The following is a 23,425-nucleotide window of genomic DNA, read 5'->3' on the forward strand; positions in this document are numbered from 1 at the left end:
GGCCCAGCCGGGGGGTGGGCCGCCCCTCGCGCCGTGGGCGGGTGACCGCCGAGGAGCGCCGCAGCGGCCCGCCCCCACGGGCCGCCCCGGGCTCATCCCCCGTCACGAGGCCCGCCGCCCCCGTGCCGGCGGGCCCCGTGTGCAGAGGATGTGCCCAGGTGCAGGGGGAGTTGAAGCCCCCTGGCCGGTGTTCAGAGGTTCATTTGAGGGTTACGTAGACGATCTACGTACATCTGTGTACGCGCGGCGCGCCCCGGTTCACCCCTCGGGGTGCTCCGACAGCCCCGGCCAGTCGTCGGGCCCGCCACCCTGCCATTCGATGAGGTCGCTGTCCTCGACCTCGATCCGGTCCAGATCGGCCAGGCGCAGGATCTCGACGACGTCGTCCAGATGGGTGGCGATCCCGAGGACCCGGTCGTCCGCGGTGACCCGCCGTGATCCGTCCAGCGCCGGCGCGTGCACCACGATGTGCGGATACTCCGTCGACTGTTCCATCTCTTCAGGCTCCTGCCGACGGGCCGGATTCGCACGCCGGAAACGCCGGAAATGCCGAGAGCGCCGGATACGGGACGATCCGTGTCCGGCGCTCGGGTTGTGGCGGGGCTGCGGCGGGCTCTCGCGCTCCGCCTGGTCCGGGTCGCCCGGCGGCGGGCCGCACGTCCTGCGGCTGACCTTCCGTCAGGACCGGACGCCGTACGGGCCTTCGTCACATTCTGCGGGTGGTTCCGGGCGGCGCCGCCGCTCGGGCGCGACAGGACAGATGTCAGCGGCGACGCCGCCCGGAGGTATCGGGGTCAGACCCGCGCGCCGGACAGGCGCTCCACGGCCCGCAGCAGGGCCGAGTGGTCCAGGCCGCCGTCGCCCTGCGCACGCAGACTGGCGACCATTTGGGCGACCACGGCGCCGACAGGCAGGACCGCGCCGACGTTGCGGGCGGCGTCCGTGACGATCCCCATGTCCTTGTGGTGCAGGTCGATGCGGAAGCCCGGCTTGAAGTCCCGGCTGAGGAAGTTGTCCTTCTTGCGGGTCAGGACGGTCGAGCCCGCCAGGCCACCGCCGAGGACGTCCAGCGCCGCCTTCAGGTCCACACCCGACTTCTCCAGGAAGACGACCGCCTCGGCGCACGCCTGGATGTTCACGGCGACGATGAGCTGGTTGGCCGCCTTCACGGTCTGTCCCGAGCCGTGCGGACCGCACCGCACGATGGTCCTGCCCAGCGCCTCGAAGAGGGGCTTCGCCACGTCGAAGTCGGCCTGCTCGCCGCCGACCATGATCGACAGCGCGGCCTCGACGGCACCTGCCTCCCCGCCGGACACCGGGGCGTCGAGCACCCGGATGTCCTTCTCCCGGGCGTTCCTCGCCAGGTCGATCGAGGTCTGCGGGGTGATGGAAGACATGTCGATGAGCAGGGCGCCCGGCCTGGCGTTCTCCAGGATGCCGTCCGGGCCGTAGGCGACCGCCTCGACCTGCGGGGACGCGGGCACCATCGTGATGATCACGTCGGCGTCCCGCACGGCCTCCGCGATCGAACCGGCCGCAGTGCCGCCGGCGGCGGCCAGGCGGTCCAGCTTCTCCCGCTCCAGGGTGTAGCCGATGACGTCGTACCCCGCCTTGATCAGGTTCTCCGACATGGGGGAGCCCATGATGCCGAGGCCGATCCAGGCAACCGCCGGGCGGTTCGGGTGGGAAGAAGCCGAGCGGTTCGGGTGGGAAGAAGCCGCAAGAGTGCTCATGGTGAGGGTGCCTCTCTGACTGCTCCGGTATGTCTGTGGGGTGGCGCTCAGCGCGCTGCGCGGGCCTCGACCGGCAGCCAGTCGAAGGCCTCGGGGCTCGGGCGGTCACCCGGCTTGTACTCCAGGCCGACCCAGCCCTCGTAACCCGCCTTCCCGAGCCGGTCGAGGAGGTCCTCCAGCGGAAGCGTGCCCGTGCCCGGGGCGCCGCGGCCCGGGTTGTCGGCGATCTGGACGTGGCCGGTGTGCGCTGCGTACCGCTCGATCACCGACGGCAGGTCCTCGCCGTTCATCGACAGGTGGTAGAGGTCCATCAGGAACCGCGCGTTGGCGAGGCCCGTGGCCTGGTTGACCTTGTCGACGATCCCGACGGCGGCCTGGGCCGACACCAGCGGGTAGAGCGGTGACTCCGGCTTGTTCAGGGCCTCGATCAGAAGGACCGCGCCGATCCGGTCGGCGGCGCGGGCGGCCAGGACCAGGTTCTCCAGCGCCAGCGCGTCCTGCTCGGCCGGGTCGACGCCGTCGACGCGGTTGCCGTACAGGGCGTTGAGGGCCGTGCAGCCCAGCGCCTGGGCGAAATCCGCCGCCACGTCGATGTTGGCGCGGAACCTCTCCGACTCCTCGCCCGGGACCGACAGGGCGCCGCGGTCGGGGCCCGGGAGCCGTCCGGCGTAGAAGTTCAGGCCCGTCAGCCGCACGCCCGCATCCTCGACCGCCTTGTGCAAGGCGTCGAGGTCGGCCCGCTCGGGAGCGGGCCGGTCGACCCAGGGCCACCACAGCTCGACCGCGGTGAAGCCGGCCGCGGCGGCGGCCGCGGGGCGCTCCAGGAGCGGGAGTTCCGTGAAGAGGATCGACAGGTTGACGGTGAAGCGCTGGTCTGCGAATCCCATCGGCGAGGCGCTCCTATCCATGATCCGTAGTTCCGCGTACCCAAAGGATTCCATATTACGGAAATAGCTTTCTGCTTTACGGAAAGCGTGCCGGTGGGGTGGGAAGGCTGTCAAGAGCGCGCACGAAAAAGTGCCCCCGCGCGGGCTGCGCGGGGGCACTTTCGGGGGGAGCTCAGAGGGCGTCCACGGCACTCACCTTCCAGCCCGCCGAGGTACGGGTGAGCGTCATCCGCACCCGGTTCAGATCCAGACGGGACCCCGACACCTGGGTGCTCTGCGTGACCTGGTTGACGAACAGCAGGACGACGACCCTGTCCGGTGCGGCCGACACGACGGAGGCCGCCGGAGCCCCGCCGCCCTGGGGCGCGGCCACCGTCGCCTTCACCACGCCGTGGTACTTCGCCGCGGTCGGGCCGACAACTGTCCTGGTGGTCTTGAGGTACTGGTCACGGAACGCGCCGGTCAGGTAGGTACGGGCCCGGGCGAAGTCCCGGTCCAAGTGCCGGTAGTCGTACGACAGCACGACCGGCGCCGCCCTCTGCGCGGCCGCGAGCGCCTGACCGCGCGCCTCGTCGGTCCGCCGCCCCTCCCGGTACTGCCATCCGAGCACGGCGACGGCCACCAGGCCCGCCACGAGGGCGAGGCAGAGCAGGGCGGTGAGCAGCCTCGGCCCACGCGCGCTCTTCACCGGTTCCTCCTCGACCGGCTCGGGGGACGGCTCCGGCGGGTCCTCCCAGCCACCCGTCGGGGCCTCGATGAGCAGGGTGCGCCCGGAGCGGTGCTCCTCGCTGCGCGGTGATGCCGCGCCGGTGGAGCCCTCCGGACGCCGGGCGCGCTTGGCCGCCGCGCGGGCGGCCGCTGTCAGAGGGCGGCGGGCGGGGGAGCCGGTGCCGCGCACTCGGGTGGTCGGATTGGCCACGGTCTGTCTCCTCACTGGTGTGGCGCGGTCAGCCCACGAACTCGACGTCGGAGGTCAGCCAGCGGCCGTGCTCGCGCACGAGGTCGAGTTGCAGCCGATACGTGCGTGCCTGGCCCTCGGGCACGGCGGTGTTGGTCACCTTGCTGTCGGCGACGACCAGGACCCGGGCCGAGTGCTCGTCGGACCGCACGATCCCCGCTTCGAGGACCTGTCCCTCGGACACCGACTTGTTCCGGGCGACGAGCTTCGTCAACTCCTGGGTCTGTGCGGCGAACTGCTTCCTGAAGTCGCCGGTGGCGCCCTTCAGCACGTTCCCGCTGTCCCGGGCGTAGTGCCGGTAGTCGAGCGAGGTGAAGTTCAGCGCCGACTGGCGGGCCGCGGCGAGGACGTCCTGCCGACGGTGCTCCACGGCACGCTGGTCGGCGAGGCGCATGCCCAGCCAGACCGCCGCGGCGGTCGTCAGCACGGTCGCGGCCACGAGCGCGGCGAGCAGCGCTCTGCCGCGCCCCTTGTCCAAGGCACCGGCCTTCATGTCCCCGGCCTCCAAGGCGCCGGCCTTCATGTCCCCGGCCTCCAGGGCACCGGCCTTCATGTCCCCGGCCTCCAAGGCGCCGGCCTTCATGTCATCGATCTCCGTGCCACCGGCCTTCATGTCACCGGTCTTCATGTCACCGGTCTTCATGCCATCGGCCCGACGAGCAGCCATTGCCACGACTCCTTTCCGAAGACGGTCTGTTGGCCGCCCGCCGAGCCGATCTCGACGGGCGTCCCGTCCGGGCCGGTGATGGTGCCGGTGTCCGGGTCGTACGGGGTGACGTACGCGGCGTGCCTCGCACGGCCCGAACCCGCCGACGTGCCGGGGGCGTTCTGGGCGCCGCGCACCGAGGTCTTGCTTCCGCGCGGGGCCGTGCAGCGCGCGTCGGTGTTCGCCGGACGGGTGCCGGTGTCGGAGGGATCCCGCCGCCGCGTTCCGTAGCCCTGGGTGCACGGCGGGGGGTCACCGGCGTTCACGGCGAGTCCGAAGTGAAAGGTGCCGTCCCCGGGGACGACGGTGTAGCTCCCCGCGACGTTGACCGGGAAGGTGACCAGGGCCTGTTCCACGCCGGGCAGCCGGGCCACGGTCACCTGGCCGCCGCTGATCAGGTTGGCCAGCAGGACCGGCAGGTCCGCTCGCGTGGACCTCAGCAGGGAGTCGACCTCCTGCGCGGCGGGCACCGCGTTGCCGATCAGCCGCCGCACATCCCCGTCGCTGTCCTTCAACTGCTGGGTGAGCGCGGCCAGATCGCGGGAGAAGGACTTGATGGCCGAGCCCTGGTCGGCCTGTGTCCTGAGCACCTTCCGGGAGTCCTCGATCAGCGATACCGTCTGCGGGAGCGAGTCGGACGCCGACTCGACGAGCGCGTTGCCGGAGTCCACCAGGCGGCTCAGTCGGGGTCCGGTACCGGAGAAGGCCTTGCCCAACTCGTCGACGGTGGTGCGCAGATCGTCCTTGCCGACCGAGTTCACCAGCCGGTCCAGGCTGAGGACCAGGTCGGTGACGGGCAGGGGTACCCGGGTGCGGCTGCGCGGGATCGGGCTGCCGTCCATCAGATACGGTCCGCCGGACCGCCGGGGCTGAAGGTCCACGTACTGCTCGCCCACCGCCGAACGGTCGGCGACCACTGCCAGCGTGTCGGCCGGGATCCGCGGAGCGCCGTCCTCGATCTTCAGCGGCACCGAGACCCCGGAGCCGTTCAGCCGCAGATCGCCCACGCGGCCCACCGGCACCCCGCGGTAGGTGACCTCGGCGCCGGGGAAGACACCCCCGGACGCGGCGAAGTCGGCCGTCACGGTGTAGCCGCGGCCGAGGAGGTCGTCCGCCAGACCCGTGTACTCGGCGCCGACGTACGACACCCCGAGGGCGGTGACGGTGGCGAAGGCGAGCAGCTGGGCCTTGACCGTACGTGTGATCACGGCTGTATCCCCTTCAGCATGAGCTCGGCGAGCGCGAGGTCGATCCCCGCTGGGAGGCGGCGTGTGTCCCCTCCGGCGCCGTAGCTCGCGGTGCACACCGGTGGGCACAGCGGATCACCGCCACCCCCAGGCGCCGAGGGCGCGGCCGGCGACGTCGGCACCTTCGGAAGGGTCGGAGTGCTGGGGAGCGCGGTGGGCACCGGCACGCTCGGGAGGCTCGGCAGGTTCGGCAGGTTCGGGAGCGGGGGAGTCGGGACCGGCTGCTGCCCGGATCCGCCGCCGCCCTTGCCCTGCTGATCGGTGAGGTTGCCGTAGATGCCCGCCAGATCGAGGTCGGCGGTGATCTTCAGATTGACATAGTCGCCCTTCACGGCGTCCGTCGCGTTGCGCGGGAACGGGTAAGTCGTCAACAGCTCCAAGGAGTTGGGAAGGTCGTCGCCCGCCTTGTTCAGCTGTTCCAGGATCGGTCGCAGCCGCTTCAGATCGGCGACGGTGTCGTCCCGTGTGGCGTTGACGACCCTGGTACCGGTCGTGCCGAGCCGCGACAGGGCGGTGAGCATCTTCGTCAGATCGCGACGCTGGTCGGCGAGGACCTTCAGTGCGGGTGGCAGCGTGTCGACGGCCTCGGCGATCGTCTTCCTCTCCTCGCCCAGCCGCTTCGCCAGCCGGTCGATTCCCTTGAGCGCGCGGACGATCTCCGTGCGCTGCGCGTCCAGTCCGCCGAGGAACGTGTCGAGCTCCTTCAGCAGGGACGCGACCCGGTTCTCGCGGCCTTCCAGAGACTTGTTCAGCTCCACGGTGATCGTCTTGAGCTGGGCCACCCCACCGCCGTTGAGCAGTGCCGACAGGGCGGACAGCACCTCCTCGATCTCGGGGTTGCGGCCGCTGCGGGACAGGGGGATCACGTCGCCGTCGCGCAGCCGCCCGACGGGCGCGGTGCCGGACGGGGCGGACAGTGCCACGTACTTCTCGCCGAGCATGCTGGTCTGCCTGAGGTCGGCGACCGCGTTGGCTGGCAGCTTCACCGAGTCCGCCACGCGCAGCCGCACGCGCGCGTGCCAGCCGTCCAGCTCCACCTTCTCGACCGCGCCCACGGTGACGTCGTTCACCTTGACCGCCGACTGCGGTACCAGATCCAGTACGTCCCTGAACTCGACGGTGACGTGGTAGGCGCGGCCGTCCGCCGCGGCGCCCCCGGGGAGCTGGACGTCGTACCAGCCGTTGAACGCGCACCCGGACAGCAGCAGCGAACCCGCCGCCGTCCACGCGATCACCCGGCCCCTGCGCACCGCGCTCATGCTGTGGCCCCCAGGATTCCGCCGAGGGTCCGGTCGACCGTGCCCGTCCCCGCGGGGACGGCCGGCAGCTCGGGCAGCGAGTCGAAGAGCTTGCGCAGCTCCTCGCAGTCGGGGTTCCTGCCGCCCTCGTCCCCGGTCGTCTTGAGCAGGGAGCACAGCAGGGACGCGGGGTCCTGCGGGCTCTGCGGGTTGTCGCGGGTGTCGAGCGTGCCGGCGGACGGGTTGTAGGCGTTCTGCAGATTCGACAGACCCGTGGGGGCGACGTCCAACAGCTCCTCCAGCGCGGCCCGTTGGGTGACCAGGACCTTGGTGACCTTGCTGAGGCCCTTGACGTCCGAGGTCAGGGATTTCTTGTTGCTCTTCACGAAGTCGGACACGTCCCCGAGTGCCGCGCCCAGGTGCTCGAGCGCCGCCGCGAGGTCCCCGCGCTCCCCGGCGAGCTGCTTCGCCACGTCGGCGAGGCTCTCGTTGAACGACCGCACGCTCTTGTCGTCGGCCGCCAGTGCCGCCGTGAACACCTGAAGGTTTCGTACGGTGCCGAACAGGTCGCCCCGTCCGTCGGACAGCGTGGTGACCGCCTGCGAGAGGTCCTCGACCGTCTGGTTGAGGTGCGCGCCCTGGCCTTCAAGGTTGTCCGCGCTCACCCCGAGCAGCCGCGACAGGGAGCCCTCCTTGTTCGCGCCCTTCGGGCCGAGCGCCTCGGCGGTGGTGTGCAGGCTGTCGAAGATCCGGTCCAGCTCGACAGGGACGGCGGTGCGGGACTCGGGGATGACGGCGCCGTCCCGCAGCACCGGGCCCTTGCGGTACACCGGCAGCAGCTGCACATAACGGTCGCTGACCACCGAGGAGTTGATGATGGCGGCCCGCGCGTCCGCGGGGACCCTGCGCCCCTTGTCGTACTCCAGCTCCACCCGCACCCGGCCGCCCTCCGGCGTGATCCTCTTGACCTCGCCGACACGGACGCCGAGGACGCGGACGTCCGAGCCGGGGTAGATGCCGACGGTGCGCGGGAAGTACGCCGTGACGCGGACGGTTTCGGAGCGCGGCCACAGCACGACGGCGAGCGCGGCGACGACCGCGAGCGCGGTGAGCAGGGCCAGGGCCCGTCGGACAGGGATGCGTTGCGTCATCGCGTGCCTCCCGTGCGCGGCACGACCGGAGCGGCGACCAGGTTCTGGACGTAGGAGTCGAACCAGCGGCCGTTGCCGAGGGTGTTGGTGAAGACCCGGACGTAGGGGGCGAGCAGTTTGACGCTGCGGTCGAGGCTCGCTTGGTTGCGTTCGAGCATTGTGACGAAGGTATGGAGGTTCTTCAGGGCGCGGCCGATCTCCTTCCGGTTGTCCTCGACCAGCCCGGAGAGCTCGATGCCCAGCAGGGCGGAGCTCTTGAGCAGGGTGTGGATCGCCGCGCGCCGCCTGCTGATCTCCGCCAGCAGCTTGTCGCCGTCCTTCACCAGGGCGGAGAAGTCCTCCGTGTGCGCGGCCAGCACCTTGGTGACTCCGTTCGCGTGGTCGAGGAGCCCGTGGAGCGCCTCGTCGCGCGAGACGATGGTCCTGGAGATCCGCGACAGTCCCTCGATGGACGCCCGTACCTGCGCGGGAGAGTCCTGGAAGGTGGTGGAGATGGTGTCCAGCGCCTTCGCGAGCCGCCGGGTGTCGACCTCCTCCGTGGTGGTCGTCAGGTCACTGAACGCCTGTACGACGTCGTACGCCGACACCGTCCGCGTCAGCGGGATCTCGCTGCCCGGCTTCAACCGGCCCGGCCCCCTCGGGTTCAGCGCGAGGTACTTGGCGCCGAGGATCGTCTTGACCCGGATCGCCGCGCCGGTCGCGGTGCCGAACGCGGGGTCGCCCTTGACCTTGAAGGTCACCTCGACGTGGTCGCCCTCCAGGTCGACGCCCTCCACCCTGCCGACCTTGACCCCGGCGATCCGCACCTCGTCGCCCGGCTTGAGCCCGCCCGCCTCGGAGAAGGCCGCGCTGTACGTCTTCCCGCCGCCGATCAGCGGCAGGCTGTCGGCGTTGAACGCGGCGACGGTCAGCAGCGCGAGAACGGTGAGACCGACGGCGCCGACCACGACCGGATTGCGGTCCCGGAACGGCTTCAGCCGCGGACGGCGCAGCCGGATGTGCGGCAGCTCGGGCGGCAGGACGCGCACCCGCACCAGGGGTGCGGGGCGCCGGTTCCCGCGGGACACAAGGCGTGGCCTCGGCAGCCTCGGCAGCTTCGGCGGCAGGACACGCACCTTCACCAGGGGCTCGGGGCGGCGGCGCCGGGTCCTGCCCGGCACGATGCGCATGCTCATCCGCCGCACCTCGCCTGCGCCACATGCAGCTCGGGCGTGATGACCTGCTTCGTCTTCGGCAGCACGACGCGGCCGTCGAAGTCGCAGAGGTAGAAGTTGAACCACGAGCCGTAGGACGCCGTCCCCGTCAGCGCGTTCAGCTTGTTCGGCAGCCGCTTCAGCACACCCTCCACCGTCTTCTCGTTCCTGTTCAGCGTTCCGGTGAGATCGCTCAGCCCGGCGATGTCGTCCTTCAGTGACGGACGCGCGTCCGTCAGCAGCCCCGAGGTGGCTTCGGTGAGGTCGCCGATGCTCACCAGGGACTCCCCGATGGGCTTGCGGTCGGCGGACAGCCCGGAAATCACCCGGCGCAGCTGCGTGAGCAGCCCGGAGAAGCGGGCGCCGCGCCGGTCGAGCGTCTCCAGAACCGTGTTCAGGTTGTCGATCACCGAGCCGATCAGCCGGTCGCGGTCGGCGAGGGTCGTGGTGAGCGACGCCGTGTGCGCGAGCAGGCTGTTGACGGTGCCGCCCTCGCCCTGAAGGGTCCTGATGATCTCGGTGGCGAGCTGGTTGACGTCGTTCGGGCTGAGCGCGGCGAACAGCGGCTTGAAGCCGTTCAGCAGGGCGTCGAGGTCCAGCGCCGGCTGCGTCCGGGACAGCGGGATCGTGCCGCCGGGCCGCAGCCGGGTGCCGTCGCCCGTGCCCTCGGTCAGCGCGATGTACCGCTGCCCGACCAGGTTCCGGTAGCGCACGACGGCGCCGGTGCCGGCGAACAGCGGACGATCGGCACCGACGGTGAAGGTGACCTCCGCCAGCGTCCGGTCCTTGATCCGGATGCCCTCGACCTGGCCGACCCGCACCCCGGCCACCCGGATGTCGTCGCCCTTCTCCAGCCCCGTGACGTCACTGAACACCGCGTGGTACGTGTCCTTCGGAGCGAAGGAGATGTTGACGATGGTGGCGGCGAGCAGGGCCGTCGCCGCGATCGTCACCAGCGCGAACAGGCTGAACTTGACCAGCGGCGCGGCCGTCCGCCGGGCTCCAGTGCTTCTCATGCGACGCTCACCGCCGTTCCCCGGGCGAGCGGTCCGAACAGCAGGGTCGCGACGGGCGGCACCTGGTCCGCGGCCACGCCCATGACGGGGGCCACCAGCGAGCCGACGGCCCGCTGCTCGGCCCGGGTGGCGGACACGTCGACACCTCCGGGGAGTGCGCCGCCCGAACCAGCGGACGACGTACCGTCGTTGAGCCGGGGCTTCGGTCCGGGCACCGGTGGACGGGGCATGTCCCGGCAGTTCGGCCCCGACCGGTCGGCGTAGCGCGGCTCCTCGCCGGGCCGGTACGCGCCCTGCGGGCGGACGACTTCGAGAGTGATCCGCATCTCGCCGCCCCGGAACGCATCCTCCGACGCCCGCTCCTGCCGGACCAGGCCGTTCAGCAGACAGGGGTACTCGGGGGAGTAGCGGGCGAAGAGCTCCAGCGTGGGGCGCGAGACCCGGCCGAGGGTGATCAACCGGTCGCCGTTCTCGTCGAGGAAGTCCCGCGCGGTGTCCGCGGCCGTCGCGGTCGAGCGGAGCGCGGCGGCCAGCCGGTCCTTCTTCTCGACAAGGGTGCGGCTGGTTGTCACGGTGTTGCGCAGGATCCTCATCAGGTCGGGTGCCGCGTCGCCGTACACCTCGGCGACATCGGCGAAGCGCGAGATGTCCTCCTTGAGGGACGGCAGATGCGGGTTGATACGGCGCAGATAACCCTCGACCCGGGTCAGGTTGTCGCCGATCCGGTCGCCGCGGCCCTCCAGCGCGGTGGCGAAGGCCGAGAGCGTGGAGTTGAGTTCGCCCGGCTCGACCGTGCGCAGCAGCGGCAACAGATCGTTCATCAGCTGCTGCACCTCGATGCCGGCCTTCGTACGGTCCTGGGTGATGACGTCCCCGGCGCGGATGGGCCGAGCCGAAGACTGCGCAGCACCGGCGGGGGCCACGAGGTCGACGTACTTCTCGCCGAACAGCGTCTTGGGCAGCAGGCGCGCCATCACGTCCGACGGGATGTACGAGACGTACTCCGGCTTGAGGGCGATGTCGAGCGTGGCCTTCGTGCCGTCCGCGTGCACCGCGCGGACCTCGCCCACCAGCAGCCCGCGCAGCTTGACGTCGGCGCGTGGGTCGAGCTGGTTGCCCAGGCTGTCGGCCTGAAGCGTGACGCGGACGACGGGAGTGAACGCCTGCCGGTAGAGGGCCACCGCGAGCGACAGCAGCAGCGCGAGCACGGCGATGAAGGCGATGCCGTACAACCTGAGTCTCAGCACTCTCACCGGTCTCACCCCGCGATCCGTACGGTCGTGCTGGCGCCCCAGATCGCCAGGCTCAGGAAGAAGTCCAGGACGTTGATCGCGACGATCGAGGTCCGCACCGCACGGCCCACCGCGACGCCGACGCCCGCCGGGCCGCCGCTCGCGTGGTACCCGTAGTAGCAGTGCACCAGGATGATCAGCACCGCGAAGACGATCACCTTCCCGAAGGACCAGAGCACGTCGACGGGCGGCAGGTACTGATGGAAGTAGTGGTCGTACGTGCCCGTCGACTGCCCGTAGTAGCCGGTTGTGATGGTGCGGGCGGCCAGGTAGGAGGACAGCAGCCCGATCACGTACAGCGGGATCACGGCGACGAAACCGGCGATCATCCGGGTCGTCACCAGGAACGGCAGCGAGGGAACACCCATCACCTCCAGCGCGTCGGTCTCCTCGCTGATCCGCATCGCGCCGAGCTGCGCGGTGAAGCCGGCGCCGACCGTCGCGGACAGGGCGAGCCCGGCCACCAACGGGGCGATCTCCCGGGTGTTGAAGTACGCCGACAGGAACGCCACGAAGTTGGAGGTGCCGAGCTGGTTGAGGGCCGCGTAGCCCTGGAGGCCGACCTCGGTGCCGGTGAAGAACGACAGGAAGGCGATCACGCCGACCGTGCCGCCGACGACGGCGAGCGCGCCACGGCCGAAGCTCACTTCGGCGAGCAGCCGCAGGATCTCCTTCTTGTAGCGGCGCAGGGTGCGGCCGGTCCACGCGAGCGAGCGGCCGTAGAAGGAGAGTTGGGTGCCGAGCTCTTCGAGGGAGCGCAGGGGACGCTGGAGAAGTCGCATGGATGGCATCGGCTAACCCCTCTGCGGGACGACCTGGAAGTACACCGCGGTCATCACGAAGTTCGTCACGAACAGCAACATGAAGGTGATCACCACCGACTGGTTCACGGCGTCGCCCACGCCCTTCGGTCCGCCCTTCGCCGTAAGTCCCTTGTAGGAGGCGACGATCGCCGCGATCGCCCCGAACACCAGCGCCTTGATCTCGGCCGCCCACAGGTCGGAGAGCTGGGCGAGCGTGGTGAAGGAGGCGAGATAGGCGCCCGGAGTGCCGTTCTGCAGAATGACGTTGAAGAAATAGCCGCCCGCGACGCCGACCACGGACACCAGTCCGTTGAGCAGCACCGCCACCGCCATCGACGCCAGCACCCGCGGGACGACCAGCCGGTGGATGGGGTCGATGCCCAGGACCTCCATGGCGTCGATCTCCTCGCGGATCTTCCGCGCCCCCAGGTCCGCGCAGATCGCCGTGCCACCGGCGCCCGCGATCAGCAGCGCGGTGACGATGGGCGAGGCCTCCCGCAGAACCGCGAGGACCGAGGCGGCCCCGGAGAAGGACTGGGCCCCGAGTTGCCGGGTCAGGCTGCCGATCTGCAGCGCGATGACCGCACCGAAGGGGATGGACACGAGGGCCGTCGGAAGGATCGTGACGCTCGCGATGAACCAGGCCTGCTGGATGAACTCCCGTGCCTGGAACGGGCGTCGGGGCAAGGTCCGGACGACGTCCAGGGCCATGGCGAAGAGATTTCCCGCGTGCCTGAGTGCCCCGGTCGGCGAGAGGCTCATGCGCCGGTCACCTCCTTCCGGTGCAGCTCGGCCTCCCGTCTCGCGATCGCCTCCCAGCGGGGCGGGCGCGTGATCCCCGGGCCCGGCAGCAGGCGGGGAGTCATCTCCTGACCGGGGGCCCTGTCGACGAGTTCGGCGAGCTCCTGCTTCACCTGGGCGGCGTCCTTCTCCTCCGCCATGCCGATCGGGCCCTGCATCCGGCCGTTGAGGAACTGGCGCACGACGGGCTCGTCGCTCGTCAGCAACTGCTCCCGGGGACCGAACATCACCAGCTCCCGCCGGAACAGCAGCCCGATGTTGTCCGGGACCTGGCGGGCCGAGGCGATGTCGTGCGTGACGATCAGGAAGGTCGCGTCGATCTGTGCGTTGAGGTCGACGATGAGTTGGTTGAGATACGCCACGCGCACCGGATCGAGGCCCGAGTCCGGCTCGTCGAAGAGGATGATCTCCGGGTCGAGCACCAGCGCCCGGGCGAGACCGGCCCGCTTGCGCATACCGCCGGAGATCTCGCCGGGCAGCTTCCCCTCGGCGCCGATCAGCCCGACCATGTCCATCTTCTCCAGCACGATCCGCCGGATCTCGCTCTCGGACTTGCGGGTGTGCTCGCGCAGGGGGAAGGCGATGTTGTCGTAGAGGTTCATCGAGCCGAACAGCGCGCCGTCCTGGAACAGCACGCCGAACAGCTTCCGCACCTCGTACAGGTCGCGCTCACGCAGTTTGGTGATGTCCCGGCCCGCGACCTTCACCGAGCCGCGGTCCGGCTTGAGCAGACCGACGAGGGTCTTGAGGAACACCGACTTGCCCGTCCCCGAGGGCCCGAGCATGACCGAGACCTCCCCGGCGGGCAGCGTCAGCGAGACGTCCTGCCAGATGACCTGGTGACCGAAGGACTTGGTCAGCCCTTCCACACAGATCTCGACACCCATCCGGTTCACCCTTCGCCCACGTGAGCAGCTCCGACATCTGCTCTACGGGGAGGGGCGGGGCGTCCGTCGCGGCGGCCCGAATTTTTTTCGGCGGGTTCACGGGCGGGCTGCCGTGACCTCGGTGGTGCGGGGGCGCCCTCGCGGTGCTACCGCGGCCTCAGTGGTCTACGGCGGCCTCGGCGGTGCTACGGCGGCCTCAGCGGTACGGCGGCCTCGGCGGTGTACGGCGGTGTACGGCGCTCTACGCGGCCTCGGCGGTGCTACGGCAGCTTCACCTTCGGCGTGCTCGGTGTGGGAACGGGGAGTGGAGCGGAGGGCACGGCGGAAGTGTCCGCGACCGGCGGAAGCGAGGGGACCGAGGGAACCGGGAGGACCGAGGGAACCGAGGCGACCGCGGACTGGATCGGCAGGTCCGGCACGGCCGCAAGCCCGGGCACCTGCGGGACCGCGGGCGCCGACAGCTCCGGAAGCGGGGCCGACGCGACCTCCGGCAGGGACGGCACGGACAGCGGCACGAGCGATCCGCCGGCCAGTGACCCCGTCGCCCCCCGAGCAGGGGCCGCCGACGCCGTGGACGAGGGCCCGCCCGTTTCCGGGGTGCGCACCCGGCCGGCGCTGTCGGGCCGGAGCGCCTGCGCGCTGTGGGTCGCGGCCGGTCGCCGAGCCGGAGCGTCCGCGCCGCCCCCGCTCCCGTCGAGCGCCTGCGGCAGCACGAACCCCGCGACCACCAGGGTCGCCGCCGTCGAGGTCACCGCCACCGCCTGCGCCTTGCCGCCCGCGCGCGGCCGCCCGCGCCCGGCCAGGAACAGCGCGAGCCCGAGCGTCCCGGCCAGCGAGGCGCGCAGCGTCCGCCGGGCCCGGGCCAGCAGCGACTCGACGGTCCGGTAACTCAGCCCCATGCGTACGGCGACCTGACCGACGTCCAGGTCCTCGGACTTCAGCCGTAGGGCCTCCGCCTGGCGGGCGGGCAGTTCCCCGCTGCGCACGGCCAGCCACTTCGCCTCGGCCCGGTCGCACACCGCCTCCTCGACGGGCACCGGGCCCGGCGCGACGAGCGTCGGGCTGCTGCGCACCTCGGCCTCCCGGTTGACCTGGCGGTACCGGTCGACGCACAGCCGCATGGTCACGGTCGTCAGCCAGGCGCCGAGGCGCTCGTCGTCGAGGTCCGGGCGCTCCGCGGCGCGCAGCATCGCCTCGTGCACGGCGTCCTCGGCGTCCTCCAGGCTCATCGACCGGCGCCGGGCCACCTTGAGCAACTGCTCACGGTGGCTCCACATGCGCTGCCAACGATCGTGGGCCGCCTGTATCTCCGCGGGCATGTCCGTCGCCATGAGGGCCCCTTTGCGCTCACCCGCCGGTCCTGTGCATCCGGCGGGTGGCGACATTACCGCCGGGTATCGGCGGTTGTGGAGGGGGAGGCGCTCATCGTGTTCTCACCGTTGCTGGTCAGCGGCCCGGCGCTGGGCAGTACGAGGGCGGGCAGCGAGACGCCCGGCGCGGGCACGGGGAGCAGCGGCGTGCCGGTCTGCTCCGCCGCACCGGCCGTACGGGACGGGGTGGGGGAGGGGGTCGCCCGTGGCGTGGACGGCTCGTGGGACGCGGACGGGACCGCGCTCGGGCGGCGGCCGGACGGCCGCGGCGACGGCTTCGGCGCGCCCCGCCCGGACGGCTCCGGCCGGGCCGACGACTCGGCGGCCTGGCACCACCCGGTGCCCTTCCAGGAAGTACGCGTACCAGGCCCTGACCGTGCGCAGATAGGCCTCCGAGTGGTTGTAGCCGAGGATCGCCCGGTCCAGGTCGGCGGGGTTCGAGAGGTCCCTCCCGCCCGCGCACAGATAGCGCCCGGCGGCGAGCGCCGCGTCGAAGACGTTGTTCGGGTCGGCCCGTCCGTCCCCGTTGCCGTCCGCGCCCCAGCGGGCCCAGGTGGACGGGATGAACTGCATCGGGCCGACCGCGCGGTCGTACACCGCGTCCCCGTCCTGGGCGCCGCCGTCCGTGTCCCGGACGACGGCGAAGGCGCCGCCGGTGAGCCGGGGCCCGAGGATCGGCGTCACGGTCGTACCGTCCGAGGTGACCCGGCCGCCCCGCGCCTGCCCCGACTCCACCTGCCCGATCGCGGCCAGCAGCTGCCACCGCAGGCGGCATCCGGGCGCGGTGCGCGCGAGCTCCGCCTCGGCGCGCCGGTACGCCGCGAAGACGCTCGCGGGCAGGGCGCCGCCCGCCACCTGCGACGCCGTGCCCTGCTTCGGCTTCCCGGCCCGCAGCGGCGGGAGCGCGGTGCGGTACGGGGCGTCGCCGGACACGCTCGGACCGTGCTCGGCGGGCGCCGCCGACCGCGCGGGCACCGAGGCCCTGGCCTGCGCCGCCCCCGGCGCCTGGGAGGCGGTGAGCGCGGCCATGGCCGCAGCGGCGACCGCCGTGCCCCTGGCCCCCCTGATCCCACCCTTGAATATGAGTGCACCCTTGAACGCACGCCCTGCCACTGTCGCAGTCCCCTCCCTGTACGGATCCCTTCCTCTGCTCTACGCGGCAGAGCGGGGTGTCCGTCGCGGGAAGGGCGTGTTCTTCGCGGGAAGCGGGACGTGCGGTAAGAACACCGGCCGGGGGGACGAGGCCTCGTGCCGAGCCGGTGCCGTCGTCAGGACGTGTCGACCGGAGCCACCCCGAACTTGGTGAAACTGACGACCCAGTAGACGACGTAGAGGGCGAGCAACGTGAAACCGTGCCATCGCCTCAGCCGGCCGGTGGAGACGAAATAGGCCGCGAGCCCGTTCACTACGAGGAGCGCGGGCAACTGCCAGGTGAGGACGTTGCGGTCGATGAGAACGCCGCCCGCCAGGACGACGAGGCCCAGTTTCCCCGTGACCGAGAAGACGACGCTCCCGATCACGTTCCCGATCCCGATCTCCGGCGCCCCCTTGCGGGCGGGTTCCACCGTCAGGAAGACGTCCTCGACGGTCAGCACGGCGGTCGCGATGGTCGCACCGAAGACGGTTCCCTGAAGTCCGTACGTCTGAAGGATGCCTTTCGTGCCGATGCCCGTGACCGCGGAACCGACGACGAGACCGGCCAGCGCGAGCACCGCCGGCCCGAGCCCCGCCCAGCCCGACCGGCCGCGCACTGCGGCGAGCAGTCCGTCCCCCGGTGGTTCTCCGCCATCGGTTCCACCGGTTCCACCGGTCCGTTCTGCCGCCATCGCGTAGCAGCCGTCCCCCTCTCGCAGGACCGGCGTGCCGTCCCCGGATCCCCGGGCGACGGAGTAGGCCTCATGCATCTCCGCGTCCCGGAAGACCGGTGTGTCGTGCCTCGACTCCCTGGCCGCGACGTAGGCGATGAACAGGACGAACAGCCCCAGAAGCGCGACGCCGTCCAGCGCGGTGAGCGGTGCGTTCAGCGCGCACACGACCATCACGAAGGGCGCGGCGGCGAAGAGGACGACGTAGTCGCGCGGAAGGGTCACGCGGGTGGGTGTGAAGATCGCGGCCAGCGCGAGGACGACTCCCGTCATGGACAACGCGGTCCCGATCACGACGCCCAGGGCGACCCCGCCGAGGTCTTCGAGGTTGAGCGCGACGCCGAGGAAGACGTCGTCGAACTCGATGCCCGTGAAGACGACGGAGATCAGGAAGAGGGAGATGCCCAGTCCGCTCGCGATCCCCACGAGGTGGCCGATCAGCTTCTCGGCACAGTAGATCAGCAGGGCCGCCCCGACGATGAACAGCAGTATCGAGGTCACGGCGGACTCACCCCGAGCGGCCCGGATGAGGTCGGGGAACGAGGACGTCGTCGCGCGGTGCCGTCACCTCGTCGGCGGCGCGCACCGCCGCGGCCACGATCCCGTGATCGGGGGACAGGTGGCAGACCGGATCGGTGCGGGCGGCGTCGCCGGTGAGCTGGAACGCCTGGCAGCGGCATCCACCGAAGTCGAGCTCACGGCGCTCGCAGCTCCGGCAGGGTTCCGGCATCCAGTCCGTCCCGCGAAAGCGCCGGAACAGGGGGGAGTGCTCCCAGATCCAGGCCAGGGAGTGCTCGCGCACACTGGCGCGGGGCAGCGGCAGGGCGTGCGCGGGCGGGCAGGGGAGGACGTCGCCGCCCGGTACCACGGTGAGCTGCTGTCGGCCCCAGCCGCCCATGCAGGGCTTCGGGTACCGGCTGTGGTAGTCGGGGATCACGTAGATGACCTCCATCCGCCCCTTGAGACGTTCGCGGGCCGCACGCACCACCGGCTCGGCGCGTTCGAGCTGGGCCCTGCTCGGCAGCAGCCCCGCCCGGTTGTGCCAGGCCCAGCCGTAGTACTGCGTGTTGGCCAGCTCGATCCGATCGGCCGCCAGTTCCTCGGCCAGGGCGAGAACGCGGTCGACCCGGTCGATGTTGTGCCGGTGCAGGACGACGTTCAGCGTGAGGGGCCAGCCCAGCTCCTTCACCAGCCGGGCCGCCGCCGTCTTGCGCCCGAAGGACGGCGTACCGGCGATGCGGTCGGACAGGCCTGGTTCGTCGGCCTGGATGCTGATCTGCACGTGGTCGAGGCCCGCGGCGCGCAACTGCTCGGCGCGACGGGGCGAGAGACCGACGGCGCTCGTGATGAGGTTGGTGTACAGCCCCAGAGCGTCGGCGCCGCGTACGATCTCGACCAGATCGCGGCGCAGCAGCGGCTCACCGCCGGAGAGGTGGAGCTGGAGGACCCCCAGCTCCGTGGCCTCGGTCAGGACCCGTCTCCACTCCCGGGTCGTCAACTCCGTGCGGACATGGGCGAGGCCCAGCGGGTTGGAGCAGTAGGGGCAGTGCAGCGGGCAGGCATGGGTGAGCTCGGCCAGCAGTCCGAAGGGCCTATCCATCGCCGACCTCCACGCATCGTCTGGCGGCGAGGCGGGAGAGGAAGAGTCGGACCTCGTCGCCGGCCACGTGGTCGTACCGTCCGTTCAGCTCCCCCACGATCTCGGCGACGGTCCGCTCTCCGTCGCACAGTCCGAGGACGGCCGCACCGGTGCCGTTCAGGACGGAGACCGCCTCCGGCGCCAGCAGGACGTGCCGCTCCCGCACCGGATCGAACGTCAGCCGGACGTGCGGCGCCAGGCGGGGCCGGTCCGCGTCGTCAACCGTCCGCATCGTCAACCCCCATCGTCAACGGTCCGCATCGTCAACCGTCCGCATAGGTCCGCTCGATGGCATCCAGCACGCTCCACAGGACATCGCATTTGAAGGACAGGGCCGCCAGGGCGGCTGCCCGCTCGTCCGGGCCGACGCAGTACTCCGTCACCACGCGCAGGGCGTGCTCGCTGTCGCGGGGAGCCTGCGTCAGACGGGCCCGGAAGTAGGCGAGCCCCCGACGATCGATCCAGGGATAGTGGCGTTCGAACGCGGCGAGGCGTTCGGACATCAGGTCCGGCGCGAACAACTCGGTCAGCGAGGAGGCCACCGCCTCGACCCACGGTCGGGTGCGGGCGAAGGTGACGTAGGCGTCGACGGCGAACCGCACGCCGGGGACGACATGCCGCTCGTCCTGCATCTCCTCCCGGCTCAGCCCCACCGCCTCACCCAGGCGCAGCCATGCCTCGATGCCACCCTCACCCCCCGTCGTACCGTCCTGGTCGATGACGCGCCGGATCCAGTGGCGGCGTACCTCGCGATCAGGGCAGTTGGCGAGGATGGCAGCGTCTTTGCGGGGCAGGTTCTGCTGGTAGTAGAAGCGGTTGGCCGTCCAGCCGCGTAGTTGCCGGTGGTCCAGTCCTCCCTCGTTCATCTTCCGGTGGAAGGGGTGCCGGTCGTGGTAGCGCCGGGACTGCGCGCGCAGCGCCGCCACGAAGGTCTCCGTTTCCGTTGCTGTCACCATGGGCCCTCAGATCCACAGGTCCAGCCCGTCCACGGCGACTTCCATGCCGTGCCGCTCGGCGGTGCGCCGCTGTGGCGAGTCCTCGAGCAGGATCGGGTTGGTGTTGTTGATATGGATGTAGATCTTGCGCTCGATGGGGAGAGGGGACAGCTGACCGAGGCTGCCACCGGGACCGTCGATGGGCAGGTGCCCCATCTGACGTGCGGTCCTGCCCGCCCTGCCGAGCCGGATCAACTCGTCGTCGTGCCAGCAGGTTCCGTCGACGAGCAGACAGGAGCAGCCGGCGAGCTGGTCGCGCACCGCTGACGTGAACTCCTGCACGCCGGGCAGGTACACCAGGACCCGGCCGCTGCGCTCGTCGGTCAGGCGGTAGCCCACGACCCGCCCCTGCCCGTTGCCTTCACCGGAGCCGAAACGCGCCCGCTTCGTCGTGGGGACATCGAACGCCCGGTACGACAGCCCGTCCCCCAGCGGTACGTCGGCCTGCGGTTCGACCTGGTGCCACGTGACCGGGCAGTAGGCGACGAGCGTCCGCAGCAGCGAGGTTCCGTCGCAGAGCGTGTCGTGCACCGCCTTGGTGGCGTGCAGCTCGATGCCACCCGATTCGCGCAGGAGCAGCAGTCCGAGCGTGTGGTCGAGCTCGGCGTCGGTCAGGACCACGACCTGCGGGGGCACCGCCCTGTCACCGCACGGGTGCAGGGCGGGGAAGGACTCGATCTGGGCCCGGACGTCGGGGGAGGCGTTGAACAGGAACCAGCGCCGCTCGTCGGGGCTCACGGCGATCGACGACTGGGTGCGCGCACGGCACGGCCGGGAACCGTCCCGCACCGCGCGGCACGGTGGGCACGCGCAGTTCCATTGCGGGAATCCGCCCCCGGCCGCCGACCCCAGTACGCGCACCCACACGTCGATCAGCCGTCCTTCCGCCGTCCTTCCGGTGTCCGTCCGGTCGGGGGCCGTCTCCCGGGGCCGTGCCGTGTCTAGTCCCCGTCGGCGTCCCAGACGCCCATATAGGCGGTCACCTCGGCCGACACCCTGATCTCCTCGAACGCAGGGGTCTCCCACTCATCCCGGTGGGCTTGGTCGACAACGCTTTCCCGGTCCACGGCTGTCACCTCCTCCTGTCAGGCGCTATTGCGGCAGTGCGAAGGCGAACACGGCGTCGCCGTGGGAGGCCCCCAGCATCGCGGGTACGATCCCTTCGACCCAGCTGCCCCACCCGACCGGCACGGCGATGTACTGCCGTCCGTCGACGCTGTAGGTCGTGGGGCTGCTGTGGTGGCCGCTTCCCGTCTGGAACTGCCACAGCAACTGCCCGGTGTGCGCGTTGAACGCGTTGAACTCCCCTGACGGCTTGCCGGCGAACACCAGGTCGCCGCCCGTGGCCAGCACCGACGCGCTCATCGGCGTCTCGTTGCGCCACCGCCAGACCTCCTCGCCCGTGGAGGCGGAGATGGCCTTCACGAACCCCTGCATGTCCTGGGCGTCCACGGTGACGCTCGCACCCCAGTAGGGAATGCTCTCCTTGAACTCCCTGTGGCGCAGCGTGACTTCGGAACCGACGTCCTGAACCGGCACGTAGAACAGCTCCGTCCGCGGGCTGTAGGCCGCGTGCGTCCATTCCTTGGCCCCGGCAGGACCCGGCCAGAAGTGGACCGGCTCGCCCTCCTTCTGGGGGAACACCTTGGGTGTCACGTTGCCGCCCACGTCGATCTCGCCCCAGGTGATGCGCTCGCCGAAGGGGGTCACCCGCACCCGCTCACCGTTGGCACGGTTCAGCGTGAAGAGGTAGCCGTTCTTGTCGAAGTGGGCCAGCAGCTTCTGCCCGTCCAGGTCGTAGAGGATGCACTCCATGTTGCTGTCGTAGTCCCACACGTCGTGCGGGGTGCACTGGTAGTGCCAGCGGATCTCGCCGCTGTCGGCGTCCACGGCGATGACGCTGTCGGTGTAGAGGTTGTCGCCCTCGCGGACGGCTCCGTCGAAGTCGGGCGCCGGGTTGCCGGTCCCCCAGTACAGGAGGTTCAGCTCCGGGTCGTAGGTACCCGTGACCCAGGTGTTGCCGCCGCCCCGCGCCCAGGCCGGGCCGTCCGGCCAGGTCTCCGACCCCGGCTCGCCCGGCTTGGGCACCGTATAGGTGCGCCAGGCGCGCTTTCCGGTCTCGAGATAGTAGGCGTCGAGGTGGCCGCGCACACCGAACTCCCCGCCGGAGCTGCCCACGATGACCTTGTCCTTCACGATGAGCGGAGCGACCGTGGCGCTCTCGGCCGCCCGCACGTCACCGTTCGTCGCGTCCCAGACGAGGTGGCCGGTGGTGGCGTCGAGCGCGACCACATGGGCGTTCAGGGTGACGACGAAGACCTTCCCGTGCGCGACCGCGACTCCGCGGTTGACGTTGCCGCAGCACAGGGAGACGTCGAAGGGGATCGCGTGCTTGTACTGCCACAGCTGCCGCCCCGTCGCGGCTTCGACGGCCCAGACCCAACCGTCCCAGCCCGACAGGTACATGACCCCGTCCACGACGATCGGAGCGGCCTCGAACGCGTAGGTCGACTGGCCCGCGTGGAAACCGGACGAGCCGAATTGGAACACCCAGGCAGGCGTGAGGCGTTCGACGTTCTCGACGTTGATCTGGTCCAGCGGGCTGTACCGCTGCCCGTCGTATGCGCCGTAGTAGGTGAGCCAGTTCTGGGGCTCGGAACGGGCCTGGAGAATTCGTTCGTAGCTCACGTTCTGTGCCACCGGCGGCGCGCTGCCGACCATGGTGCTCAGATCGGCGAAATCGACGGCCGGCGGCGCCTGGATGTATTCCATGGGATCCTCCTCCCGGGTGGCGGCCGCTGGGCAGCCCTTCCACGGCTTCTGCTACGGCCGTGGCTGCTCCGGGCGGTCGAGGCGGGCTTCCTGCGGAACGTCCCCCAGCACGGCGATCACTCCGACGAGGCCACGGCCCTCGTCGTTGCCCACATTGGAACCGAACCAGTAGTAGCCCGGACCGTCGAGATTGAGCGTGGTCGTTCCCCGGGCGTAGACCGGAAGCCACATCCATTTGCTGTCGCCGTTGCTCGGCAGGAGCGCGCAGTGCGTGTTGGTGTCGTCGTTGACGAGCTCGATCTCCAGGTCACCCCCATGGGGCATCACGACGATCGATGGCTCCCACGTCAGCTCGTCGGGCGGAATCCGCACGTGGGCGTGGAGGCGACCGTCAGGTCCCTCCTCGGCGCGCCCGAGACCTCCGTGGGCGATCAGTCGCCCCAGTGTCGCCTTGTTCTGCCCGTACAGTTCCGGCATTTCCTGCTCGGGGCTCATCGCCATCGGCTTGCCCTCCTGTCTTCCACGACACCCCGCCGGGGTATACGAATCAGTCGGCGCCGAGTTCGAGCACGGCCTTCGGGTCCAGCCCGTGGCCAGTAATCGACACATATCACTTCCAGGTGCTTCTCTCAATTTGTGCGCGATTCCGGCAGCGTCCGACATAGGGCCTCGCGACGCGGACGATCGCGCCAGGAGACGGACGCCAGAAGGTATATGAGGTGGTATCAGAATCCGATTTCCTTGCCAGGCCGGTCCTTGCTCGGTCGGTCCCTGCTTGGCTGGTCCTTGTAAGGCCGGTTCCTTACTCGGCCGATTCCTCGCTCAGCCGATCTTTGATCGTTCAGCTTGTTCGGCTGGCTCGGCTTGCTCGA

The 23,425-nt window shown here is 70.7% G+C and carries 24 protein-coding genes; all 24 read right to left on the reverse strand.

Annotated features, from left to right (window positions below):
* Positions 1–258 precede the first annotated feature (258 nt).
* Positions 259–495, reverse strand: a complete 237-nt coding sequence (locus Q2K21_RS11500; protein ID WP_310769605.1) for a hypothetical protein — start codon at positions 493–495, stop codon at positions 259–261.
* 299 nt (positions 496–794) lie between these two features.
* Positions 795–1,733, reverse strand: a complete 939-nt coding sequence (locus Q2K21_RS11505; protein WP_310769607.1) for a 2-hydroxy-3-oxopropionate reductase — start codon at positions 1,731–1,733, stop codon at positions 795–797.
* 47 nt (positions 1,734–1,780) lie between these two features.
* A complete protein-coding gene (locus Q2K21_RS11510; protein WP_310769610.1) occupies positions 1,781–2,620 on the reverse strand; it encodes a TIM barrel protein in 840 nt (279 codons plus the stop codon).
* Positions 2,621–2,792: 172 nt separating this feature from the next.
* A complete protein-coding gene (locus Q2K21_RS11515) occupies positions 2,793–3,539 on the reverse strand; it encodes a hypothetical protein (RefSeq protein ID WP_310769612.1) in 747 nt (248 codons plus the stop codon).
* A gap of 28 nt (positions 3,540–3,567) precedes the next feature.
* The gene (locus Q2K21_RS11520) at positions 3,568–4,071 is read right to left on the reverse strand and encodes a hypothetical protein (protein WP_386275992.1); all 504 of its coding nucleotides are present in this window, start codon (positions 4,069–4,071) and stop codon (positions 3,568–3,570) included.
* Positions 4,072–4,217: 146 nt separating this feature from the next.
* On the reverse strand, positions 4,218–5,492 hold the full coding sequence (locus Q2K21_RS11525; protein ID WP_310769616.1) for an MlaD family protein: 1,275 nt from the start codon (positions 5,490–5,492) through the stop codon (positions 4,218–4,220).
* On the reverse strand, positions 5,489–6,790 hold the full coding sequence (locus tag Q2K21_RS11530) for an MCE family protein (RefSeq protein ID WP_310769618.1): 1,302 nt from the start codon (positions 6,788–6,790) through the stop codon (positions 5,489–5,491). The genes Q2K21_RS11525 and Q2K21_RS11530 overlap by 4 nt, the downstream gene beginning before the upstream one ends.
* A complete protein-coding gene (locus Q2K21_RS11535) occupies positions 6,787–7,920 on the reverse strand; it encodes an MCE family protein (RefSeq protein ID WP_310769620.1) in 1,134 nt (377 codons plus the stop codon). The genes Q2K21_RS11530 and Q2K21_RS11535 overlap by 4 nt, the downstream gene beginning before the upstream one ends.
* Positions 7,917–9,095 (reverse strand): MCE family protein, encoded by a 1,179-nt coding sequence (locus Q2K21_RS11540; protein WP_386275969.1) that lies wholly within the window; start codon positions 9,093–9,095, stop codon positions 7,917–7,919. The genes Q2K21_RS11535 and Q2K21_RS11540 overlap by 4 nt, the downstream gene beginning before the upstream one ends.
* A complete protein-coding gene (locus tag Q2K21_RS11545; RefSeq protein ID WP_310769622.1) occupies positions 9,092–10,129 on the reverse strand; it encodes an MCE family protein in 1,038 nt (345 codons plus the stop codon). Before Q2K21_RS11545 ends, Q2K21_RS11540 begins: the two co-directional genes overlap by 4 nt.
* Entirely contained in the window at positions 10,126–11,382 is a 1,257-nt protein-coding gene (locus tag Q2K21_RS11550; protein WP_310769624.1) for an MCE family protein, read from the reverse strand. Before Q2K21_RS11550 ends, Q2K21_RS11545 begins: the two co-directional genes overlap by 4 nt.
* Positions 11,383–11,387: 5 nt before the next feature.
* Positions 11,388–12,203 carry an MlaE family ABC transporter permease gene (locus Q2K21_RS11555; protein WP_310769626.1) on the reverse strand — a complete coding sequence of 272 codons (816 nt, stop codon included), beginning with the start codon at positions 12,201–12,203 and terminating at the stop codon, positions 11,388–11,390.
* 12 nt (positions 12,204–12,215) lie between these two features.
* Positions 12,216–12,986: an MlaE family ABC transporter permease gene (locus Q2K21_RS11560; protein ID WP_310769628.1), complete on the reverse strand. Its 771-nt coding sequence runs from the start codon at positions 12,984–12,986 to the stop codon at positions 12,216–12,218.
* Positions 12,983–13,912, reverse strand: coding sequence for an ABC transporter ATP-binding protein (locus tag Q2K21_RS11565; RefSeq protein WP_310769630.1), 930 nt, complete (start codon positions 13,910–13,912; stop codon positions 12,983–12,985). The genes Q2K21_RS11560 and Q2K21_RS11565 overlap by 4 nt, the downstream gene beginning before the upstream one ends.
* Before the next feature lie 260 nt (positions 13,913–14,172).
* The gene (locus Q2K21_RS11570; RefSeq protein ID WP_310769632.1) at positions 14,173–15,243 is read right to left on the reverse strand and encodes a sigma-70 family RNA polymerase sigma factor; all 1,071 of its coding nucleotides are present in this window, start codon (positions 15,241–15,243) and stop codon (positions 14,173–14,175) included.
* Positions 15,244–15,345: 102 nt separating this feature from the next.
* On the reverse strand, positions 15,346–16,311 hold the full coding sequence (locus Q2K21_RS11575; RefSeq protein ID WP_310769634.1) for a lytic transglycosylase domain-containing protein: 966 nt from the start codon (positions 16,309–16,311) through the stop codon (positions 15,346–15,348).
* Between the two features lie 239 nt (positions 16,312–16,550).
* Positions 16,551–17,648: a sodium:calcium antiporter gene (locus Q2K21_RS11580; protein WP_310769636.1), complete on the reverse strand. Its 1,098-nt coding sequence runs from the start codon at positions 17,646–17,648 to the stop codon at positions 16,551–16,553.
* 7 nt (positions 17,649–17,655) lie between these two features.
* Positions 17,656–18,747: a pyrroloquinoline quinone biosynthesis protein PqqE gene (pqqE, locus tag Q2K21_RS11585; RefSeq protein WP_310769638.1), complete on the reverse strand. Its 1,092-nt coding sequence runs from the start codon at positions 18,745–18,747 to the stop codon at positions 17,656–17,658.
* Positions 18,740–19,018 carry a pyrroloquinoline quinone biosynthesis peptide chaperone PqqD gene (pqqD, locus tag Q2K21_RS11590; RefSeq protein WP_310769640.1) on the reverse strand — a complete coding sequence of 93 codons (279 nt, stop codon included), beginning with the start codon at positions 19,016–19,018 and terminating at the stop codon, positions 18,740–18,742. The genes pqqE and pqqD overlap by 8 nt, the downstream gene beginning before the upstream one ends.
* A 31-nt stretch (positions 19,019–19,049) precedes the next feature.
* Complete coding sequence (gene pqqC / locus Q2K21_RS11595; protein WP_310769642.1) at positions 19,050–19,742, reverse strand: pyrroloquinoline-quinone synthase PqqC; 693 nt, start codon at positions 19,740–19,742, stop codon at positions 19,050–19,052.
* A gap of 6 nt (positions 19,743–19,748) precedes the next feature.
* Positions 19,749–20,648, reverse strand: coding sequence for a pyrroloquinoline quinone biosynthesis protein PqqB (pqqB, locus tag Q2K21_RS11600; RefSeq protein WP_310769644.1), 900 nt, complete (start codon positions 20,646–20,648; stop codon positions 19,749–19,751).
* A 74-nt stretch (positions 20,649–20,722) separates the two neighbouring features.
* Positions 20,723–20,848 (reverse strand): pyrroloquinoline quinone precursor peptide PqqA, encoded by a 126-nt coding sequence (pqqA, locus tag Q2K21_RS11605; RefSeq protein WP_310769646.1) that lies wholly within the window; start codon positions 20,846–20,848, stop codon positions 20,723–20,725.
* A gap of 25 nt (positions 20,849–20,873) precedes the next feature.
* Positions 20,874–22,553: a PQQ-dependent dehydrogenase, methanol/ethanol family gene (locus Q2K21_RS11610; RefSeq protein ID WP_310769647.1), complete on the reverse strand. Its 1,680-nt coding sequence runs from the start codon at positions 22,551–22,553 to the stop codon at positions 20,874–20,876.
* A gap of 51 nt (positions 22,554–22,604) precedes the next feature.
* The gene (locus Q2K21_RS11615; protein WP_310769650.1) at positions 22,605–23,054 is read right to left on the reverse strand and encodes an MSMEG_3727 family PQQ-associated protein; all 450 of its coding nucleotides are present in this window, start codon (positions 23,052–23,054) and stop codon (positions 22,605–22,607) included.
* Positions 23,055–23,425 lie beyond the last annotated feature (371 nt).

This window comes from Streptomyces sp. CGMCC 4.7035 (assembly GCF_031583065.1).
GTDB lineage: Bacteria > Actinomycetota > Actinomycetes > Streptomycetales > Streptomycetaceae > Streptomyces > Streptomyces yaanensis.

Coding starts and splice junctions, on each gene's coding strand:
- Q2K21_RS11610 (WP_310769647.1), bottom strand. CDS start 22,553: ATGGAATACATCCAGGCGCCGCCGGCCGTCGATTTCGCCGATCTGAGC.
- Q2K21_RS11530 (WP_310769618.1), bottom strand. CDS start 6,790: ATGAGCGCGGTGCGCAGGGGCCGGGTGATCGCGTGGACGGCGGCGGGT.
- Q2K21_RS11565 (WP_310769630.1), bottom strand. CDS start 13,912: ATGGGTGTCGAGATCTGTGTGGAAGGGCTGACCAAGTCCTTCGGTCAC.
- Q2K21_RS11615 (WP_310769650.1), bottom strand. CDS start 23,054: ATGGCGATGAGCCCCGAGCAGGAAATGCCGGAACTGTACGGGCAGAAC.
- Q2K21_RS11535 (WP_310769620.1), bottom strand. CDS start 7,920: ATGACGCAACGCATCCCTGTCCGACGGGCCCTGGCCCTGCTCACCGCG.
- Q2K21_RS11570 (WP_310769632.1), bottom strand. CDS start 15,243: ATGGCGACGGACATGCCCGCGGAGATACAGGCGGCCCACGATCGTTGG.
- Q2K21_RS11520 (WP_386275992.1), bottom strand. CDS start 4,071: ATGAAGGCCGGTGCCTTGGACAAGGGGCGCGGCAGAGCGCTGCTCGCC.
- pqqE (WP_310769638.1), bottom strand. CDS start 18,747: ATGGATAGGCCCTTCGGACTGCTGGCCGAGCTCACCCATGCCTGCCCG.
- pqqD (WP_310769640.1), bottom strand. CDS start 19,018: ATGCGGACGGTTGACGACGCGGACCGGCCCCGCCTGGCGCCGCACGTC.
- Q2K21_RS11540 (WP_386275969.1), bottom strand. CDS start 9,095: ATGAGCATGCGCATCGTGCCGGGCAGGACCCGGCGCCGCCGCCCCGAG.
- Q2K21_RS11560 (WP_310769628.1), bottom strand. CDS start 12,986: ATGAGCCTCTCGCCGACCGGGGCACTCAGGCACGCGGGAAATCTCTTC.
- Q2K21_RS11505 (WP_310769607.1), bottom strand. CDS start 1,733: ATGAGCACTCTTGCGGCTTCTTCCCACCCGAACCGCTCGGCTTCTTCC.
- Q2K21_RS11510 (WP_310769610.1), bottom strand. CDS start 2,620: ATGGGATTCGCAGACCAGCGCTTCACCGTCAACCTGTCGATCCTCTTC.
- Q2K21_RS11500 (WP_310769605.1), bottom strand. CDS start 495: ATGGAACAGTCGACGGAGTATCCGCACATCGTGGTGCACGCGCCGGCG.
- Q2K21_RS11575 (WP_310769634.1), bottom strand. CDS start 16,311: ATGGCCGCGCTCACCGCCTCCCAGGCGCCGGGGGCGGCGCAGGCCAGG.
- pqqC (WP_310769642.1), bottom strand. CDS start 19,742: ATGGTGACAGCAACGGAAACGGAGACCTTCGTGGCGGCGCTGCGCGCG.
- Q2K21_RS11545 (WP_310769622.1), bottom strand. CDS start 10,129: ATGAGAAGCACTGGAGCCCGGCGGACGGCCGCGCCGCTGGTCAAGTTC.
- Q2K21_RS11555 (WP_310769626.1), bottom strand. CDS start 12,203: ATGCGACTTCTCCAGCGTCCCCTGCGCTCCCTCGAAGAGCTCGGCACC.